Origin of the sequence: Lederbergia lenta NBRC 16444, from assembly GCF_001591545.1 — a bacterium.
Taxonomy (GTDB): Bacteria; Bacillota; Bacilli; order Bacillales; family Bacillaceae_C; genus Lederbergia; species Lederbergia lenta.
Genome location: NZ_BCVC01000005.1, coordinates 150,401 through 167,109, shown reverse-complemented (window position 1 = coordinate 167,109; position 16,709 = coordinate 150,401). Strand labels below are relative to the sequence as shown.

The 16,709-nt window shown below is 37.4% G+C and carries 14 protein-coding genes, 1 pseudogene and 1 riboswitch; of the genes and pseudogenes, 1 reads left to right on the top strand and 14 read right to left on the bottom strand.

Features of this window, described 5'->3' with window-relative positions; all coding sequences use genetic code 11:
• The 8 genes and pseudogenes from BLE01S_RS15850 to BLE01S_RS15815 all read right to left on the bottom strand — a co-directional run.
• A pseudogene (locus BLE01S_RS15850) lies at positions 1–942 on the bottom strand (adhesive domain-containing protein); the annotation flags it as partial.
• A gap of 44 nt (positions 943–986) precedes the next feature.
• Positions 987–1,226 carry a hypothetical protein gene (locus BLE01S_RS15845; protein WP_066144525.1) on the bottom strand — a complete coding sequence of 80 codons (240 nt, stop codon included), beginning with the start codon at positions 1,224–1,226 and terminating at the stop codon, positions 987–989.
• Positions 1,227–1,907: 681 nt separating this feature from the next.
• Complete coding sequence (locus tag BLE01S_RS15840) at positions 1,908–2,297, bottom strand: hypothetical protein (protein WP_066144522.1); 390 nt, start codon at positions 2,295–2,297, stop codon at positions 1,908–1,910.
• A 109-nt stretch (positions 2,298–2,406) separates the two neighbouring features.
• Entirely contained in the window at positions 2,407–2,760 is a 354-nt protein-coding gene (locus BLE01S_RS15835) for a hypothetical protein (RefSeq protein ID WP_066144519.1), read from the bottom strand.
• Between the two features lie 238 nt (positions 2,761–2,998).
• On the bottom strand, positions 2,999–3,352 hold the full coding sequence (locus BLE01S_RS15830; RefSeq protein ID WP_066144516.1) for a hypothetical protein: 354 nt from the start codon (positions 3,350–3,352) through the stop codon (positions 2,999–3,001).
• A 319-nt stretch (positions 3,353–3,671) separates the two neighbouring features.
• Entirely contained in the window at positions 3,672–4,163 is a 492-nt protein-coding gene (locus BLE01S_RS15825) for a VanZ family protein (RefSeq protein ID WP_231955852.1), read from the bottom strand.
• Positions 4,164–4,280: 117 nt separating this feature from the next.
• Entirely contained in the window at positions 4,281–5,210 is a 930-nt protein-coding gene (tagU, locus tag BLE01S_RS15820; RefSeq protein ID WP_066144513.1) for a polyisoprenyl-teichoic acid--peptidoglycan teichoic acid transferase TagU, read from the bottom strand.
• Between the two features lie 37 nt (positions 5,211–5,247).
• Positions 5,248–5,457, bottom strand: a complete 210-nt coding sequence (locus tag BLE01S_RS15815; RefSeq protein WP_066144509.1) for a hypothetical protein — start codon at positions 5,455–5,457, stop codon at positions 5,248–5,250.
• Positions 5,458–5,803: 346 nt separating this feature from the next.
• On the opposite strand from BLE01S_RS15815, the gene BLE01S_RS15810 reads away from it, so the two are divergent.
• Complete coding sequence (locus BLE01S_RS15810; RefSeq protein WP_066144506.1) at positions 5,804–6,412, top strand: transposase; 609 nt, start codon at positions 5,804–5,806, stop codon at positions 6,410–6,412.
• Between the two features lie 49 nt (positions 6,413–6,461).
• Here BLE01S_RS15810 and BLE01S_RS15805 read toward each other — a convergent pair whose 3' ends face one another.
• The 6 genes from BLE01S_RS15805 to ganS all read right to left on the bottom strand — a co-directional run bounded on the left by BLE01S_RS15805 (position 6,462) and on the right by ganS (position 16,607).
• Positions 6,462–7,742 carry an acetylornithine deacetylase gene (locus tag BLE01S_RS15805; protein ID WP_066144503.1) on the bottom strand — a complete coding sequence of 427 codons (1,281 nt, stop codon included), beginning with the start codon at positions 7,740–7,742 and terminating at the stop codon, positions 6,462–6,464.
• 106 nt (positions 7,743–7,848) lie between these two features.
• Positions 7,849–7,949: riboswitch (TPP riboswitch) on the bottom strand.
• Positions 7,950–8,033: 84 nt separating this feature from the next.
• Complete coding sequence (locus BLE01S_RS15800; protein WP_082788772.1) at positions 8,034–10,745, bottom strand: glycosyl hydrolase 53 family protein; 2,712 nt, start codon at positions 10,743–10,745, stop codon at positions 8,034–8,036.
• A gap of 229 nt (positions 10,746–10,974) precedes the next feature.
• Positions 10,975–13,038 (bottom strand): beta-galactosidase GanA, encoded by a 2,064-nt coding sequence (gene ganA / locus BLE01S_RS15795; protein WP_111703546.1) that lies wholly within the window; start codon positions 13,036–13,038, stop codon positions 10,975–10,977.
• A gap of 96 nt (positions 13,039–13,134) precedes the next feature.
• Positions 13,135–13,986 (bottom strand): galactooligosaccharide ABC transporter permease GanQ, encoded by an 852-nt coding sequence (gene ganQ / locus BLE01S_RS15790; protein WP_111703548.1) that lies wholly within the window; start codon positions 13,984–13,986, stop codon positions 13,135–13,137.
• Between the two features lie 2 nt (positions 13,987–13,988).
• Positions 13,989–15,245, bottom strand: coding sequence for a galactooligosaccharide ABC transporter permease GanP (gene ganP, locus BLE01S_RS15785; RefSeq protein WP_066144495.1), 1,257 nt, complete (start codon positions 15,243–15,245; stop codon positions 13,989–13,991).
• 84 nt (positions 15,246–15,329) lie between these two features.
• Positions 15,330–16,607, bottom strand: coding sequence for an arabinogalactan oligomer ABC transporter substrate-binding protein GanS (gene ganS, locus BLE01S_RS15780; protein ID WP_066144492.1), 1,278 nt, complete (start codon positions 16,605–16,607; stop codon positions 15,330–15,332).
• Between the last annotated feature and the right edge of the window lie 102 nt (positions 16,608–16,709).

Here is a 16,709-nt window from a genome sequence, read left to right as displayed (position 1 = left end):
TTCATTACCTGCTCCATCTTCGACTTGAACAGTCGATCCTGATTCGCCAGTTCCTGTAATTTCCGTGTCCCCATTATATACATCATTAACAGATGGAATATCTAGAATCAGATCATCGGCGTCTGCGTCGCCGTCTCCTTCATCTGGATCGTTAAAAGTTACTGTTGTTGAATCTGTTAAACTACCTAACAACTCAAGATCTATTACACCTGTGTTTACAGCAGCACCTGTGACTTCGACGTCACCAATGATTCCAATTGGTTTATCAACATTTACATTTAGGTTAACAGAAGTTTGACCTATAACTTGAAGCCCAACTAAATCATTAGTTAAATCGATAGTTCCGTCTGTAATATCATCAATCAGTCCTACTACTTCGTCAACTGTCCCAGTAACGGTTCCTAATACACCATTAACCAAATCATTAAGGCCACCAATAATCAGACCAACACCAGGTATCTCTTCAGCACCAGGCAAAATAGCAAGTTCTACTCCATTTAATGCCGTTACAACATCTTCAAGCAGAGTAACAACAACTTCATTAATAGCTGTCTCTAGATGATTTCCAAGGCCATCGGAAAAATCTACAGTTATTGAACCGTCTTCTGCAATCGTGGTCTCAATTGTATCCTCATAGGCAAGCAAATCTGTCAGTGCATCATCAATATTATTCAATGCATCGACCGCCGACTCTAGCTCGGAGATACCATTTATTGTTAGTAATTCGTTTGGTATTAGACTGCTTTGCAGTTGGTCAACTACACTTAAAACTTCGGTAACAGTACCTGTTAATACAGTGGTTACTCCATTTAAAGTTTCATTTAGAGTACCAAGGTCATCCATCGTAATCGGCAATATTTCCACACGAACATCTGCCGGTCCCGCCGCAGTCATTTTACCAGCTAACTCTGGCGCATAGAAAACGGCTACTTTTTCAGGTGCAAGTACCCCTGCATCCGCAACTCCTTGTCCAGTTAATCCTAAGCTTAAGCTGTAAGGGTCGGTTCCCCCCCTAGCGTTGCAGACACTGTTGTATTAGTCAAAAGATTTACATCTGCAAGTGTCGCAGCCTGAACTGAATTGATTGAAAGACCAGGTAAACTCCCTGACATAGCGATTGGCCCAGCTACCAATACGAACGATGTGGCGAGTGCAATCGTTCTTTTTTTATATAATTTGCTTTTTGCATTTAATCTTTTTTTATAATCAAAGTTTCGTTTACTCAAGTAAATTCCCCCTCAAATAATAACTTTTTACATTCATAGATTGTCTCTTTAATTTATCGATATTATTTATCTCCTCACTTCCCTTTAACTATACTTTTATAAAGATTTCGACAATTTTAATATACAGCCGATTCTAGCTACCGCGTCACAAATTGTCAATAAAATCCACATTATCGGCCAAAAATTGGTTCCTTTGTATGTTATGTTGCTAAATTAATAGTAATTTTGTTGAAAATTCGGATGACGTTAGACCGCAGGTACACAACTAGACATACAAACCTATTTTCCTAAAGTTTCTGACTACTGTATATAAATTTGGATTAAATAAAAAAAGACCTTATAATAGCCAACTTTCATACAAAAAGTCGGCTATTATAAGGCCTAATATCTTTGGTATTATCTACTATTATATATTTGTTAGCGTCCATTCTATATTTTCGTCTAGTTTAGGAGCACGGTATTGTAAATATTGACAATAACTAGATAAATAATGCTCTACATCGTTTATTCTTACTCGAAAAGAATGATGGCGTATAAAGAACCCATTCAAAATTAACGAAGGATCTTTTTGATACATGGCCAGTTCTAGATAGAAAAATCCGACTCTTTGATATTCCGCTCGTCTATCTACCGTCTTTTCAAGGTATTGCTTGTCAATATGATCAAGTAAATAACTTTTATCTATACGTTTAATCGATCAATCATTTTATAGGCCGCCATCGTTAACTCTAAGAAAGTAGGATACGTTGTCACACAATGATAAATAAAGTCAAGTCTGCCTTGACAGTTCTTTAGTCCGAAAATAAAATATCGATCTTCCGGAGCGTAAATCGTCAATTCATTCGCCGAGTAGCTGAGCCTATGATCATGATGCCTCCAGTAATCATTCGTAATGAAATAATCGAAAGAGCTTTTTACTTCATTCAGCCAAGTTTCATCCCTGTCAATTGCATACAACCGTAATAACGAAAAGATGGCTTCTCCTTCATAATAAATAATGCGGTAGATATCCTTTATTGCAAAAGATGGATAACTTAAAACATGGATGAATCCTCCACTAATTGTTTTCATTTTAATAATTCCTTTAGCTAGTGCTTGCGCAATAGAAAGATACTTATCTGTTTTTTCATTTCCATATATTTAGTAATGGCTAAAATGGCAGTAGCATTGGATCCTATTTTTATTTCATTGTTATTTGCATCATCCACAACATATGCAATTTTTGATTTCCCTCATTCTTATAAACAATGGCTTCACCAATTAAATATTCAATACCTCTTTCAATGGCATCAAGTATCTTCTCATCCTTCACTAATTCATACCCCTCAGCCATGGAATATAATGAACTAGCATGACGCACAATATTATAGGTCACTATTCTTTTTGCAAAAGCAGAAAAATAACCATATTCAAATTGTCCGCTTGGTTTTAGCTGATTGACTAAATAGTAAGTTGATTTTTCTATGAGTGATGCTATTTCATTTTTAATATTAGTTGTTTTTCTAATTCTATTAGTTAATTCCCCGTTGTACAATTCCAAACGCACTTAACGTTAGAAATATATATACCTGCTTATTTTCATACATCTTTTTAAGAAATGGAAAGCGATTAGTAGAATTATATTTTAAATAATGATTGATGTATTTTTCATCTAAGCGCAATGGCCCTTTATTGACACTTCTAATCATCGCATTTCCACATTCTACTTGAACTCACTTTTATTGTCTAATTTAGTAGAGAATTTTCAGATTAAATAAATGGTAGATTAAAGTTTACTTCCATACTCTGTAAGTAACGATAGAATGAATAGTATGCCTGCTAACCCTGTATTCCTCTGCTAGTTGTCGAATCGAAACTGCTTCTTCATTGCTATAACGGTCCCGAATTTGTTTCACATCTATTGCCGTTAAATGTGATCGACTTTTGCTAGATTTAGGTATCAATGGATGATTGACTTTTAATTTAACTCTGTCTCCTAATGCTGTTGATTTAATTTTAGCCCTTGTCGTATCTGTTCGCTTTTTACCTAATTTCGCTTTAGATAATTTAAGTTTATGTTCCTTGGAAAGAGTCCTTCCTTTCATTGAAAGACTAATTTTCTCATTTTTACTAAGCTTTTTCTTCACAGTAATCTATCTCCCTTTTTCTAGGAAAACGGACAAGATAACCTTAATTATATTTAAAATCGGTCCTTAAGTTTGTCTGCCATACAAAGTATAGTGAGTTTTCCCCTCAATTAACTTTAATCCGATCAGTGAATATAAAGACCTAGTTCTTTGGTCTTGTATTATATCGGTATATATTTTGATTTTTAAAGTTAAAAGCTAAGAAGATTAGAGATGCTTTACAAATTTTTTTATTCAATAGTAAGGGGCGAAAAAAAGAATACAAAAATAGTTAATAAATCAGATGACACGATTCATCTGGATTTATTAACTATTTTTCCTAATTATTGATTCTTTTCCTTATCATATAAATGGGGACATAGATTACGAGTGCAATTACAGCGCCAGTCATATCTAATAATACATCTGCAACCAAGGGCGTCCTCCCACCCGTTATTAACTGATGGTATTCATCTACAGCAGCATATATCCCGGTTCCTATTAGGGCAATAAACACTGCTTGCGGCACTTTCATCCTCTTTATAAACATTAGTAAACTAAACATTGTCAAAGCAAACATTCCAAATAAAAATAAATGGGCAAACTTGCGTATTAAAAATTCCAGAAAATAATAATAACCTTTCGTTTCTACCGATATAATCGATCCCCAATAGGGAATTTCTATATGAGATAGGAGGCCTATCAACGGTTCCCCTGGCAGTATTTTATATAGCATTGGTACGAGGGATTGTTGCTCATATGTTTGTGATGAAAAGATAAATATCGAGATTGCAACGACCGGTAACAAAAATACTTTAATAATTGTTTTCAAATTGAACTCCTTTATCTTTATGTTTCTATTATACAGATTATATTTTTAGCAAATGACTTTTATTATTTTTTTGATAAAAAAATAGCCCGTTGCCAAATCGGCCCCGGGCATATTAATTTATTGTAACTTCAAATGTTCTTTCAATCGAGTTTGAATTTTATCACGTTCATCTTGTGAAACAATATAATACCAAACCCCACCAATCGTCGAGCCACTACCTTCGATTTGCATTTGCTCAATATTATGTCGGGCTGAGCTATAATTTTTTTGGATGTCTTTCATTTCGTCGAAGGAAATATTCGTTTCAACATTATTGCTCAAAGCCTTAAGCACATCGTCATATTTCCAAAGGGCTGAGACATTAGCACCCTTATTCATTACACCTTGAATAACTTGACGTTGACGCATTTGTCGTCCAAAATCACCACGTGAATCACTCTTACGCATACGAGCATAGCTTAACGCCTCTTTACCATTCAAATTCAACTGACCTTTTGCAAAATGATGGCCACCTTGTGAAAAATCGAGGTCATTATTCACTGTGATACCACCTACTGCATCGACAATTTCCTTAAATCCATCCATGTTCATCTTCACATAATAATCTATTGGAATATCAAGGAATTTCTCAACTGTATTCATCGACATTTCTACGCCACCAAATGCGTAGGAGTGGTTAATTTTATCTTCTGTTCCTCTTCCAACAATTTCCACACGTGTATCACGAGGAATACTTAGCATTTCCATTGATTGCTTCTCCGGATTCACTGTCATTACGATCATTGTATCAGAACGTCCTTTATCCCCTGGTCGCTCATCCACACCTAGCATTAATACCGAAAACGGATCTTGTTTATTTAGAGCTAGTTCTGTTGGCCTTTTTACCTCCGGTGTCCGGTTAATCGGACTATGAACCGTATTTGCAGCTTTATTTAAGTTATGATATATAGAATAGCCATAAGCAACCACTCCAACTACAAGTAGAAGCAATACTATTAAAAATATCTTTAACCCTTTTCTTTTCTTTTTCGTTTTATGTCGCGCCATCTTATAATTCTCCTTTTCTAAAAAACTTGCATTCTAATTAACGGGCTTGGACATTCACAAAAGACTCCAGTAACTCCGTCATTTCATATAACAATTCATTTAATGAAGTATCCTCATCATAACCTTTATCATAAGCAACATGTAAAACCTGTTTTAATTGTTCTTGGTTTAAGTTTAAATCCTTAATTGGTTCCATCTCCTTTATAAAGGTGACACTGTCTAAAGTCCCACGCTCGAGAAAACTCATAATTCCTATTATAACCTATATTCTAGAAAAATCGATACATTTTTACAAGAGTTGTCATAAAATGTGTGAGCGCCTGATATTGCGTGGTGCCTGGGAGTTGTGTGGGTGCCTGGCACTCACACACTTGAATTGTGCAGGTGCCTGGCACTTAAACACTTTACTTTCTTCTTTCTACATGTGGAATTTCCAATTCCGCTATGTAATATGGTGACGTTTTGCTTTTTTACCGATTTGTCTAAGGAGATTGGATTGATTATGATAAGGAAAAGTGTTTGAGTGCCTAATTGTCTGAGTGCCTGGCACCCAAACAACAACAAAACAAAGAGGGAGTTGAAGACTAAGTATAATGGCTAGACCTATACGCACGTGGCATTCTGCTGGTTATTACCATATTACTATTCGTGGAAATAACCGTCAGAACATCTTCCACGGAGCATCTGATGTTAATGAATATTATCGTATTCTTACGTATGTTTATGGGAAATATCAGTTTGAGATTTATGCATTTTGCATCATGAACAATCATAACCATCTTCTGCTTCGCTCTTATGAAGCCCCACTAGGAAAGCTCATGGCGATTGTTAACAAGAGATACAGTGATTATTTTCGGAAAAAGTATAACTACACTGGCCAAATTTATGAAAGCAGATACTTTTCTAAAGAAATTGGTCCACCTACTGGACTATTAAATGTGAGTGCCTATATTCACCAAAATCCACTTGAAACAAAAATTCCAATTGTGCAGGCGATGGAACAATACCTTTATAGTTCCTATCAATACTATTACCACGATATCCCCTCACCCTTTCCATTTCTCAACCTTCATCTACTCCCTCGCCTAATGCCTGTTGAAAAACAGAAACTAAAAGCCTACACACAATATTGCATTCAATATAAACCAGTGGAAAATCCAGCTTCGGAATTGCTTGAGTGCCAGGCACCGAAACAAATGTGAATAGACCGAATCGTTTGGGTGCCTGGCACCCAAACAAAACAATTTCTTACTATTGACTATTTTTCGAATGACACCATTTATAGATGAATGTTAGTATCACCTTTGTGTACTTTATTAATTGTTCAATCGAAACTTGTTCGTTTACTGCATGTGCTTGGTGAAGCTTACCTGGACCATATATAGCAGCTGGAATTCCTGTTTCTCCAAACCAACCTCCATCTGTTACGCTAGGGGAAACACCGACGACTGCGTTATCCTTCAGTATACTTTCATGCGCAAGCATTAAAGTATGTACAGCTGGGTGCTCAGCATCTACTTCCAAAGATGGAAATATCTCGCCTCGATCTTCAATCATCGATGAGCCTCCCCATTCAAATATAGGTGGATTTTCCCTTAACCAAGGATCTGCTTGAGCAATGGACAGAATATGTTCCTCGATTTCTTTTGACACTTGCTCATATGTTTCATCGGGGTAAAAATGAACAGTGATCCATAATCGACATTCATCAGCGATAAATGCAGCATGCCTGCCCCCTTCAATAACAGCTGGGTTAATCGTATTTGTACCTGGTTGATACCCCCGATAACTTTTCATTACTGCCCAATACCTCTCAAGCTCTTGCAATCCTTGCATGATCTTCATCATTTTTTCAATGGCGCTTGCTCCAAACAGCTTCCCACCTGCATGAATCATCTCCCTACGTGTCGCATCATGAAAAGTCTTTTTACTTTTTATTGTGATCCAACCTGTTATCACTCCTCCTTGCCCTCGTATTTCTAAATCACTCGTATCAACAACAACCGCAAAATCAGCTGTATACCCGCGCTTGCAGCATTCCAATGTACCTGCTTCGCCAACTTCTTCACCAATCACTGACTGAAATATTAAATCACCTGGTAATTGGATCCCTGCCTCATGCAATAACTGGGTGGCAAATAAAGCACCAGCAAGACCACCTTTCATATCAGCCGCACCTCTACCAATCACTGAACCCTCTTGAACGATTGGCGTAAATGGATCCGCTATCCACTCTTCTTCCTCACTCACCTCAGCTACATCTATATGACCATTGATAATCAAGCTTTTATAATCATTAGAATGAATACCTTTAAGCACCCCAACAACATTTGGATCACCCGGGTAAATATCCCATTTATCGATAGCAAATCCTTTTTCCTCTAAAAATGAAGCGATAAATTGTTGTGCTTCCTCCGTGTTCCTCGCAGGTGGTGCCGGCGTTTTAAATCGAATCAAATGTTTGAGCAATTGAATGAGCTCATCCTGTCGGCCTTCCACTTGATTAATCAAATACTGTAATTTATTTTCCATCTTCCAACCTCCCATAAAAATAAAAATACCACTTCCGAATTTGGAAGTGGTTCCGCTGTTTACAAAATGTTTTATGGGCATACCTAATAATAGATATAACCATAACAAATCTCATATACCACTTTCCTTCGCTAGTATTACCTAGTGCAGGTTCAAGGGTTAAGACAGACGTCTTTCTCAGCTTTTATAGCACCCCTAGTAGTTTCCCTATATTAAATTGTCCCCATTTAATATTTGCATAATTCCGAATACAAATCAATCATAGAATAGTTTGAGTGCCTGGCACCCAAACTATTTCTCACTTCTACGATTGTATTTCTTTTTCCATAATATCGTTAGTCCGCCTGTAGCTATTAAAAATAGTCCTATTAATAGCATGTTATATGTGTTGGTTGCGGTGTTCGGTAAAGACTTGCCTTTTTTAGTTTCGATTACAGGGCTTTTACTCGTATTTTTTAAATCTGATGGGGCTGGTTTATTGTCCTTTTCGACATTATTAGATGCTTGATTCTTCTCATTTCCCTTTCCATCCCCTGTCTGGTTTCCATCACTTTCACTTTCTTTTGGCGCTTCCTCTTCCTTGATTTCTTCCTCTTTTATCTCTTCCTCGTAATCTCCTACACGGTATAAATAAAAGTCATCTAGACTTCCCCATGCGCCACCAGCAGCTTTGATACTTGCACCAATGGTAACCATTCCATCCACAACTAGAATATTATCAATCTCCGGATTACTCCAATTAACCCAACCATTTACAGAAGTTTTCGTTCTATATTCCACATTATTCGCAATCGCGTAGATGGCCATATCCGAATCTTCCGCATCGCCACCTTGCAAAAACATCGAAAGATTGTAATAGCCTGGTTTTAATCCATTGATTGTCTGCTCTATTGTAAAATCAATCGCATCTGCTGAATGAAAATGCAATGAATATTCCCCTGACTTGGCATCTGAAGCCTTCTGTTGATAGTCAGTATGGGGTGCATCATCATTTCCATACTCAATTTTCCACATGCTTCTATCCAGCTCTTCAAAGCTTGGGTTGAGCACATAATTTTCTGGTTTTATTTGTAGGTTTGCTTTTATCTTTGCTCCCCCGTCAACAATCCCTTCTATTAAATATGTTCCTACACCATCCTTGATCGCTTGTTCAAGCGCAGCGGTATCCCATGTTACTGAAGCGAATCCGCTGCTCCCATCATTATAAGTGACGGTTACGGTCTCAGGTAATTCAACTTTTTCCCCTAAAACAACACTTAGTGATATGTCTTTTATTTCATTAATCTCTAATCGCGCCACAGCTCCTGTATGGACATAGTTAAATACATTTAAAGAAGGTAATGGATGTCCATTAAAATCGAACAATGCTTGATTGTCTACTGCACTTCCACCATACCATGCTCCTGCGTCTTCAGAATCATATTCAGCAGCAAAACTGGTCGCCCAACCTGAACCAAACTTTTCCCACATGCCTTTATTTCCCTCTAATTGATTAGCCGGTCCAACTGGAATCCATGCAGGCTCCCAATAAAACACACCAATGCCTGCATCCCCTACATTCACAACCGCTTCCATCACATCTCTTACAGCATTTGCTTGTCCTTGTACAGTAATCGGATAATTCAAGGTTTGCCCAGTCTCTTTAGGTGCCGTATTGCCATGTCCATCGCCATCTTCGTATGTATACGTATAAGATGTTTCAGCGACCATTACTTTTTTTCCATAAGTATCTGCTATATTTTTAAGAACGGATGTTAAATTGTCTAAAGTACCGTGCCAAAAAGGATAATAGGAACTAGCAAACACATCATAATCAACCTTATTTTTATTTAACGTTTCCGCAATTGTTTCATACCTCCCACCTGTTTCGGGATTAGTAAAATGTAATGCGACAGCAATATTTGCGTCTACTTCTCTAATCGCTTTACTTCCCGCGTTAAATAGCTCACTCATCTTCGTCCAATCACTTTCTCCAACAAACTTGCCATTTGTTTCATTTCCAACTTGCACCATCCCAATATCAACACCTGCATCCAAAAGGGTTTGCAAACTTTCTTTCGTATATTGATAGACTGCCGTTTTCTTATCCTCAAAACTTAAATGCTCCCACGCCTTTGGTGCAGCCTGCTTAGCTGGGTCAGCCCAAAAATCAGAATAATGATAGTCAACTAACAATTTCATCCCATTTGCAGTGGCTCTTTTTCCAATTTTAATTGCCTTCTCCAAATCATTATTACCACCGCCATACCCATTTCCTTTTGAATCATATGGATCATCCCAAACACGTACACGTATATAATTGACCCCAGATTCACTTAAAGTTGTAAAAATGTCCTGTTCTATTCCACTCGTATTATAAAATTTCACCCCACTATCTTCTAAGGAGATAATACTCGATACATCTACACCTTTAATAAAATCCTCACTCAAACCCGATACTTTTTTTACAAAAATTTCAGCTTCTACCGGTTCTGAAATATCAGTATTTTTAGCCGTTAAATTAAAGCTATCTAGATAACCCCATGCATTTGCCGCTCCTGTAACAGTTGCCCCGACTTGCAAATTTGTTGTCTCTTCCTCTAATGTAAAACTCAAATTAATTGTATCCCACGCATTATAACCTGACGTGGCAACTGCATCGATTGTCTTTTCACCTGCAAATAGTTTCACATGACCAGTCTCATTACCTTCTCCGCCCATCGTTTTGATTGATAATTCATAGGATCCTGCAGGAAGTGCTGCAATTGTCTGACTGATAGTAAATGATTTGCTTTCACTTCCCTCCTCTTTCATCCAATAATTGATAGCATGTTCACCCTCATCAACGTCTATCCACGTATCTGCAGAATAGGCAAAATATTGCACATCTGCATTTAAGTTATCCACTTGCCATGTACCATCATCCCAAAAATTCGACTCAAAACCTCCATTTATAATGTAATTTTCCTGGACTGCCGCCATCCCAACACTTTTATGTACACTAAACGGACTTATTATGATCATCAATGCTATTAATACCGATAAAACCAGTTTAAAAATTTTCACCTTTTCCACATCCTTATCCACAGTAATCGCTTTCAATGAGGGTTATGTAAAACAGAAAAAGTGTTTGAGTGCCAGGCACTCAAACAACTCCAAAACATTTCTGAATTGTGTCGGTGCCTGGCACTGACTCAACTTTTAATTGTTTGGGTGCCAGGCACCCAAACAATTACATCTTCCAAGCACTGGTTTATTTTGCTTTCTTCACTACTCTTACTTCGTATTTTTCTAGTGTAAGGTCGCCTGTTAGCTCTTCTCCGGTGATCATGTCTATAACTGGTGAGAGGAATGTAATAGGTTGGCTTTCTTCCATAAAGTTCATCGCAAAGATATAATCATTGTTTTCGTCTTGTCTAGCTTGTACGGAGACGCCTTCCCCGTGTTTTATAGGAAGCACAGGCTCTAACGATAACTCTTCAATCAAATCTTGATAGAAATCACGATGAAATGCTTCATCTAAACGTGCCCCAATATAATAGGCTTTCCCTTTTTTATACGCATGGCTCGTAACCGCAGGTGTGTTGGCATAAAAGTCTTCCTGATAAACTCCTTCTGCCGTTGCCGTATTCGTCTCTATGACTGTGGCATAATCATGCAGTGGGTAGGTTTCATTTTGATAAGTTACATAATTAATATCTTTTGGATATAATGTATCTGTTTCAATTGGTTTCATCCCAAACACCTCCTGCAAATCTTGATGCCATCCGCTTAAATACGTTAAATCCTGTTCGTTCACGATTCCACTTATATATGTCATTACTAATCTTCCACCATTAGCAACAAACGTCTTTAAGCGCGAGATCGTATCCTCACTCATTAAATAAAGCATAGGCACAATCAATAATTTATAGTTAGAAAAGTCATGTTCTTTTGTGATAACGTCTACTGGTATATCATTCTTCCAAAAAGTCCGATAATGTTGCTGCAAAGTTTGTGGATACTGCTTCGTTTTCATCCCAAAGCCTTGGGCATCATTTAAAGCCCAATTATTCTCCCAATCATAGAGTATACCAACATCAGCTGGACGATTGGTTCCCACTACATCGGATAATTTCTCTAATGTTCTACCAACCTCAGCTACATCTTGAAACACGCGATTATTTGAACTATTATCATGATCGACAACGGCACCATGGAATTTTTCCGACGAGCCTCGTGATTTTCGCCATTGGAAATACATGATACTATCAGATCCATGGGCAACCATTTGCATGGCGGAAAGTAAATGCATACCTGGGCGTTTCGCTTTATTAATATCATGCCAGTTTACACCACTTGGAGTGGACTCCAATAATAAGAATGGTTGTTGTTTTAAACTACGATATAAATCATCAATAAAGGCAACTTTGATAGCCAAATCCTCTGTCGTTTCCCAATCATTATGCCACGCAGGATATGCATCCCAACTAATTACATCTACATGTTTAGCGAATTTACTATAATCTAGTGACTGAAATGGGATTAAATCAGGTGTGTCCGCCATGAAGTTTGTTGTGATCGGAATATTAGGCGTTAATTCCCTTAAAGGTACAATTTCATCTTTATAAAAAGAAATCGTTTGATCCGTAACAAAACGGCGCCAGTCTAAGTTTAATCCATGAACTGCATTTTCACCGATTGGTGATGGAGACTCGATTTGTGACCAATCACTATACGTGTGACTCCAAAAGGCTGTCCACCAAGAATCATTTAATTGCTTAAGATCGTTGTTATATCTATCTTTCAACCACTCTCTAAATGCCTGTTGACAGCTATCACAATGACATTCTCCACTATATTCATTCGAAACATGCCACATAATTAATGCAGGGTGGTTCCCATATCTTTCAGCCAATAAGCGATTAATACGTTGTGTTTTTTCACGATAAACCCCTGAACTAAAACAATGATTATGTCTTCCACCATGCAATTCTTTCATTCTGCTCCCATTTACACGGAGAACTTCAGGATATTTCTCGGATAACCATGCAGGACGCGCCCCACTCGGAGTAGCTAATACAACACGGCCACCATTTTTATAAATATTTTCGATAATGTCATCAAGCCACTCAATGGTAAAAACTCCTTCTTCTGGTTCAAGCGCACTCCAAGCAAAAATTCCTACCGAAAAAGCATTTGTATGTGAAAGTTTCATCAATTTAATATCATCCGCTAAAATATCAGGGCGATCTAACCATTGATCTGGATTATAATCTCCTCCATGAAGCATAAAATTAGCTGATGTGACACTTTTTTTCTGATATTTCGACATAATACTCTCCTCCTACTATTGTTGTTGTTTGGGTGCCAGGCACTCAAACAACTCTAAAACAATTCTGAATTGTGTGGGTGCCAGGCACCGACAATACTGCTAGCCTTTCGTTCCGCCAGATGTTAATCCGGATACAAAGTTCTTTTGCAGCATAATAAAGATAATGGCAATTGGGATACTTATTAAAATTGCGCCAGCTGCAAATGTTGTATAGCTAGCTCCCATTGCTTGATTCACTAAGTTATATAATCCAATTGGCAGTGTATAAGATTCAGGTGATCTTAGAATAGTAGATGCCAGGATGAAATCTCCTAGTGGCCCTGTAAATCCATTCATCGCTACTACGGCGATCATTGGTCTCGATAAAGGCATAATGATTTGCCAAAATATTCTCGTGTTACTTGCTCCATCTATTTTCGCACTTTCATCCAAATCCATCGGAATGGAATCCATATATCCTTTCATTAAGTACGTATTCATGGGAATTTGTCCGCCGATGTATAGCACAATAAGTAGCCAATGGCTATTCATCAAGCCAAGGATTTGAGCTAGTACAAATAATGCGATCAAGGCGGAAAACTGTGGAATCATTTGTAGCAGCAAGAAAATCGTTAGAGCATTCTTTCTTCCTTTAAAACGAAAGCGTGAAAAAGCATAAGCCGTAAAAGAAACACTTAATATCGTTCCAATCATCGTAAACACACTAATCTTAAGTGAGTTCATATACCATTTGCCGTATTGCAGACTTTCCTTTCCTGCAAATAACTCTTTATAATGCTCAAACGTTGGATTTTTCGGGATAATCGATGTACTTACTAGACTATTTCCTGGGTTAAAGCTTGCTCCAACTGTCCACAACAAGGGATAAATAATGATGACCATCATAAACAGCAAAACCGCATAAGAGCCAAGGAGTCGAATGAATTTTTTTCCCTTCATATCTGTCAGCATCCTTAAGCCCCCTCTTTAAATGAGTTTGTTCGTCTGAATTGCCATAGCGCAATAGCGATAACAAAGACAGATAACAAAATAGTTAATGCTGCTGCTAGAGAATATTGACTTGATTGCATTGTCAATTTATAAATCCAAGATACTAATATATCTGTACCTCCAGCTGTTGATCCAGGCATTGCAGGACCACCGCCGTTGAAAAGATAAATAATATTAAAATTATTAAAGTTAAAGGTAAACTGAGTAATAATAATTGGGGCCATTGCGATCAAGATCATCGGCATCGTTATATGCTTGAACTTAGCAAAAATAGAGGCGCCATCAATGGTTGCCGCTTCATACAAATCATCAGGAATAGATTGCAAAACACCCGTCGTAACGATGAATATGTATGGAAATCCTAGCCATCCTTGCATAAGAATCAATGCCAATCTTGACCAATTAGCATTTGTCAGCCAAGGGATCGCGTCAATTCCAAACGCTGCTAAAATATCATTATTAATTGCACCAAAACTATCATTGAATAGACCAGCAAAAATCAAGATTGTAACAAACCCCGGCACAGCCCATGGTAAAACAAGAACCGTACGGATTAGTTTTTTACATTTGATGTCTTTTTGGTTTACAACCGTAGCTAAGAAAATTCCTAGAGAAACTTGAAGTGTAGTAGCCACAAGCGTCCATATCACGGTCCATCCTAAAACATCAAAAAAGGTAGAACGCCAAATATCAACTGTAAAAATTTCTTTAAATGTCTTTAATCCAACCCAATCTGCCAAATTAGCAGGTGGAGAATGATATAAATCATAATTGGTAAAAGCTAACGCAAAACTAAATAAAATGGGGAAAATCACCGCGAAAATCAAGATAAATAACGAAGGTCCACTAACAACATATGGATAACCTTGTGATATCAAGTTTTGATATTGATCCTTCAAAGAGCTTAGTTCTCTATTTTCATCTCGTAATTGGCCAGTCTTATAAGCATCACGTAAATTAAAATAATATATACCTAAGCCAAAACAAAGCACAATCACAGCTATAATCCCTTCTGCTAGAAGGAAAACAGAATTATCCCTTGGTACTTCCGTTCCTAGTGTGAAAAGTCCCCAAAAACCCATATTAAATAGATCCCCAAACACAACAAAAAACGATCCACCCATAAGAAGAAATACAAGTCCTTTTACCCACTGTTTATTATATAACTGGCCGAGACCAGGAATGATCGATAATAATAAGGCTAACTTTCGATGTTGCATCTTTTTCACCTCTTTTGATAACGTCTTTCACCAGATAATAAATGGAGTCAAACACATCACGCGTTTGACACCATTTACAACTACTTATTTCTCGCCATGTTTTGCTGCAATTTGTCCCTTAATCGTTTCAGCAGCCTGGTCTAATGCTTCTTCAGGTTTTGCTTTTCCTGTTGCGATTGTTTGTAACGCCGCATCTACAGGTGTCCACACTTCATTCATTTCAGGAATATTCGGTGTTAATTCAGAAAAAATAGATTGCTCTGCAACCGCTTGAGCAGCTGGGCTTTCTGTAACAACAGGATCATCTGCCAAAGCTTGTACAGCAGGAACTTCTTGTGTAATTTCATATCTTGTTCTAGAATTCTCTTCATTTGAGAGGAAAGTGACTAATTCTTGCGCTAACTCCGCATTTTTAGAATAAGAGCTGACGTTGTAACTTTTCACTCCAACAAATGCACTCATGTTTTCCCCGTTAGCCAATGCCGGTAGCTTCGTTACTCCATAATCAATACCTGCTTTTGTAAATGGCTCTAAGTTCCACGGACCAGAGATGATCGCCGCAGCTTTACCTTCTGTAAATAACGATTCTAAAACATTAATGCCTTGTTCCCCGACTATCCCAGCTGGGAATAGCTTGTCTTGATAAAACTTCTCAATCAATTTCGCGCCTTCTTTAGCGCCATCACTATTTATACCGATATCAGTAGGATCATAATTCCCACTTTCATCTGTTCCAAAAATATATCCATCATAACCGCCCATCACACTTTGCGCATAATAAATTTGATCAAATAATGCTAGAAAACCAAACTTTTTCCCATCTGTTACTTCCTTAGAGTATTCATACCAATCTTCCAAAGTTTCTGGTAATTCTTCCTCTGAAATGAGATCTTTATTGTAATAAAGTATCGTAGTTTCTACAGCTTTTGGTAAACCATAAATTTTCCCATCAATCGTTTGTGATTGCATTGCTGCATCTGTATAAATAGATGTAACATCATCCGCTATATTTAAATCTTTAATTAAGCCTTCCGTTACCGCTGTACCAATTTGATCCCCCGCCATTGTTAGCACATCAGGTCCAGTTCCAGCAGGTCCATCAAGACGTAAATCTTCAATTTGCTTCGCGTAAGGCTTTTCAACAATCTTGACCGTTACATCATGCTCTTCTTCAAACTTAGCAATGGCATCTTTGATACCAGGCGATTTCTCAATATCTTCCCAAACAACTAATTCTTTCGATTTAGGTGCATCCTTCGCTCCTTTATCATCTCCACTACTTTCCTTTGGACCACATGCAACTAGGGCTAAAGTTAGAGCAACACCAGTAAAAATACCTAAATATCTTTTATAACTTTTCATTGATAACTTCCTTTCACTTATATTTCTAATGATTCTACCTATCAATAAAGCGCTTTATAAAAGTAATATATCACTACAAGGAAAATAAGTAAACAACTATTT